Below are 4,014 nucleotides of genomic sequence, written 5' to 3' on the forward strand. Positions count from 1 at the left end.
GACGGTGCGCGCGCCACCCCGCGGATCACCACCACGGTGAAGCAGGGCGTCGCGCCGACCCCGCCGCAGCGCGGCGCGTACTTCGGCGCGTGGGTCTCCCCGGACGAGCGCACCGCGCTTCCGAGCGGCTCCCCGAAGCCGTCCTCGCCGAAGCCGTCGAAGCCGGTGACGCCGAGCCGCCCGGACGAGTCGTCCTCGGCCCCGGCGTCGATGGCCGCGCTCCAGGGCTTCGAGCGGCAGCTCGGCCGCAGGCTGGACATCGCGCAGAGCTACCACGGCTGGAAGGCCGAGTTCCCGGACGACGCCGACAAGGCCGTCCTCGCGAGCGACCGGTACCTGCTGCTGACCTGGTCGGCGGGCGACACCAAGCAGATCCTCGCGGGCCGGTTCGACGACATGGTCCGGCAGCGGGCCCGCGCGCTGAAGGCGACCGGCAAGCCGGTCTTCCTGCGCTGGCAGCCGGACATGGACCGGTTCGGCGCCTCGTCCAAGATCCACGACCCGGCGGACTACGCGGCGGCGTGGAAGCACCTGCGGCTGGTCTTCACCGAGGAGAAGGTGGACAACGTCGCCTGGGTCTGGTGCCCGTCGGCGCGCGGCTTCCCCGACGTCGCGCCGAAGTACTACCCGGGCGACGAGGAGGTCGACTGGGTCTGCGCCGACGTCTACCCGGGCGCCGACTACGACTACCGCGACCTGTCCGAGGCGGCCCGCAGGTTCATGGAGTGGGCGCAGCACCACCCGCGCCCGGTGATGATCGGCGAGTTCGGCGTCCCGGCGTCCTACGGCTCGCGGCGGGCCGAGTGGCTGCGCAACGCCAGCCAGTACCTGCAGGAGCACCCGCAGGTGAAGGCCGTCGCCTACTACGACTCCGACGAGGACGCCGCCGAGCCGCGCGACCAGGCGCACCGGTTCTCGGTCTCCGGCGACCAGCGGGCCGTCTCGGCGCTGCGCGAGCTGGCGACCACCCCGTTCTTCAACCCCCGCAACCTCCCCGTCACCCCCGGCTCCTGACCGTCCCCCCCGGGCTCCTGACCGTCCCCCCGCCGCTCCTGACGTCCCGGCGCGAGGCGTCCCCGCCCAGACGGCTCGGCGGGGGCGGCGCTTACCGTACGCTCGGTAGGCGTGACTTCAGTGACGGTGCGCGTCCCCGCGAAGGTGAACCTCCAGCTCGGCGTCGGGCCCCTCCGGGACGACGGCTACCACGACCTGGTCAACGTCTTCCACGCCGTGTCGCTGTTCGACGAGGTGACGGCCGTCCCCGCGGACGCCCCCCGGGTGACCGTCGAGGCCGCCCCGGACGCGCAGGTCGCGATCGAGGACGTCCCGGTCGACGCGGACAACCTCGCGCTGCGCGCCGCCCGGCTGCTGGCCGGCCGGCTCGGTGTCGAGCCGAACGTGGAGCTCCGCATCCGCAAGGCGATCCCGGTCGCGGGCGGCATGGCCGGCGGCAGCGCCGACGCCGCCGCGGCGCTGCTCGCCTGCGCCCGCCTCTGGAACGCCGAGCCCGCCCTGGCCGGGCTGCCCGAGCTGGCCGCAGAGATCGGCAGTGACGTGCCGTTCGCGCTGCTCGGCGACACGGCGATCGGGCTCGGACGCGGCGAGCGGCTCACGCCCGTCGAGACGTCCGGCACTTTCCACTGGGTGTTCGCACTGGCGGACGGCGGCCTGTCCACCCCGGCCGTGTACGCCGAGTGCGACCGGCTGCGGGCGGCGAGCGGCGAGCCCGTCCCGTGGCCGCCGCCGACGGACGAGCTGATGAAGGCGCTGGCCGCCGGGGACGCCCGCGCGCTCGGCGCGGCCCTGACCAACGATCTGCAGCCGGCCGCGCTGACGCTGCGCCCGTCGCTGCGCCGCACCCTGGACGCGGGCCGCGAGCTGGGCGCGATCGGCGCGCTGGTCTCCGGGTCCGGCCCGACCACCGCGTTCCTCGCCGGCTCGGCGGACCACGCGGCCGACCTCGCCGCCGCGCTCGCCCGGGCGGGCGTGGCGCGGCAGGTCGTGTGCGCGCACGGACCCGTCCCCGGCGCGACGGTAGTCTGAGGACGCCGTGAATCTGATCAACGTTGAGAACATCAGCAAGTCGTACGGACCGGCCCCGCTGCTGAGCGGGGTGTCCCTGGGCCTGGACGAGGGCGACCGGATCGGCGTCGTCGGACGCAACGGGGGCGGCAAGTCCACCCTCGTCGCGATCCTCGCGCGCCTGCTGGAGCCGGACGACGGCCGCGTCACCCACACCCGCGGGCTCCGCATGGGCTACCTGACCCAGCGCGACGAGTTCCCGGACGGCGCGACCGTCAGCTCGGTGGTGCTGGGCGACCGGCCCGAGCACGAGTGGGCGGGCGACACCCGCGTCCGGGAGGTCCTGTCCGGCCTGCTGTCGGACCTGCCGCTCGACGCTCCCATCGCCGGGATGTCCGGCGGCGAGCGCCGCCGGGTGGCGCTCGCGCGCCTGCTGGTCCCCGAGTCCGACCTGCTCGTCCTGGACGAGCCGACCAACCACCTGGACATCGAGGCGATCGACTGGCTCGCCCGGCACCTGAAGGCCCGCCGGGTCGCGCTGCTGGTCGTCACCCACGACCGCTGGTTCCTGGACGAGGTCACCGACCGCACCTGGGAGGTCGTGGACGGCAAGGTCGAGCGGTACGAGGGCGGCTACTCGGCGTTCGTCCTGGCGAAGGCCGAGCGCTCCCGGATCGCCGCCGCGACCGAGGCCAAGCGGCAGAACCTGCTGCGCAAGGAGCTCGCGTGGCTGCGCCGCGGCCCGCAGGCCCGCACGTCCAAGCCCAAGTTCCGGGTGGACGCCGCGCAGGCCCTCATCGCCGACGAGCCGCCGCTGCGCGACTCGGTCGAGCTGACAAAGTTCGCGACCGCCCGGCTGGGCAAGACCGTCTTCGACCTGGAGGACGTGACGGTCACGGTCGGCGGCAACGACATCTTCGAGCGGCTGACCTGGCAGCTCGGCCCCGGCGACCGGCTCGGCCTGGTCGGCGTGAACGGCAGCGGGAAGTCCACGCTGCTGCGCCTGCTGGACGGCGACGTCGAGCCCGCGTCCGGAAAGGTCGTCCGGGGCAAGACCGTCCAGCTGGCCCACCTGTCCCAGAACCTCGACGAGCTGGACCCGTCCCGGCGCGTCCTGGAGTCGGTCGAGGAGATCAAGCGCCGGATCACCGTGGGCAAGCGGGAGTGGACGGCGTCCCAGCTGCTGGAGCGGCTCGGCTTCCGCAGCGACCGGCAGTGGACGCCGGTCGGCGACCTGTCCGGCGGGGAGCGCCGCCGGCTGCAGGTCCTGCGGCTGCTGATGGGCGAGCCGAACGTGCTGCTGCTGGACGAGCCGACCAACGACCTGGACATCGAGACCCTCACCGAGCTCGAGGACATCCTGGACGGCTGGCCGGGCACCCTGGTGGTCGTCAGCCACGACCGGTACTTCCTGGAGCGCGTCACCGACCGGGTGGTCGCGCTGCTCGGCGACGGCAAGGTCTCGTTCCTGCCCGGCGGCATCGACGAGTACCTCGACCGGCGCGCGTCCGGCGGGGCCACGACGAAGACCGCCGAGGCCGTCCGCGCCGCGCAGGCCACGGCGCAGACCGCCGCGCAGTCCGCCGCCAAGCCCAAGGGCAGCGGCCAGGACTGGAAGGCCCGCAAGGAGCTCGACCGCCTGGAGCGGCGCCTCGACAAGCTGGCCAAGCAGCAGGCCGCCCTGCACGAGCAGCTCGCCGCCCACGCGACCGACTACGCCAAGCTGCAGGAGCTGGACGGGCAGCTGAAGGCCCTGCAGGCCGAGGCGGCCGAGGTCGAGGAAGAGTGGCTCATGCTCGCCGAGGACGCCTGACCGACCCGGTCGGCCCTTGGTCCCCCAGCCCGCCCTTCGTCCCCGGCTCAGTCCTGGTCGGTGTCGAAGGGCACCAGGAGCGTGCGGAGGAGCCCGCCGAGCGTCTCGCGGTCGGCGGGGCCGAGCGCGTCGAGGAAGGCGTGCTCGCGTTCCAGCAGCGCGGCGAAGGCGGTGTCGAC

General features: G+C 74.2%; 3 protein-coding genes. All 3 read left to right on the forward strand.

Translation table 11 applies throughout. From position 1 onward, the window contains the following. Positions 1–1,014 (forward strand): glycoside hydrolase family 26 protein (locus AB0J52_RS30540; RefSeq protein ID WP_500186130.1); only part of this gene is annotated, 1,014 nt, incomplete at its 5' end. Between the two features lie 120 nt (positions 1,015–1,134). Further along, a complete protein-coding gene (locus tag AB0J52_RS30545; RefSeq protein ID WP_500186132.1) occupies positions 1,135–2,043 on the forward strand; it encodes a 4-(cytidine 5'-diphospho)-2-C-methyl-D-erythritol kinase in 909 nt (302 codons plus the stop codon). Positions 2,044–2,050: 7 nt separating this feature from the next. Further along, complete coding sequence (locus AB0J52_RS30550; protein ID WP_500186131.1) at positions 2,051–3,835, forward strand: ABC-F family ATP-binding cassette domain-containing protein; 1,785 nt, start codon at positions 2,051–2,053, stop codon at positions 3,833–3,835. Positions 3,836–4,014 lie beyond the last annotated feature (179 nt).

The sequence above is a fragment of the Spirillospora sp. NPDC049652 genome, assembly GCF_040675125.1.
In the GTDB taxonomy this organism is placed as follows: Bacteria; Actinomycetota; Actinomycetes; order Streptosporangiales; family Streptosporangiaceae; genus Spirillospora.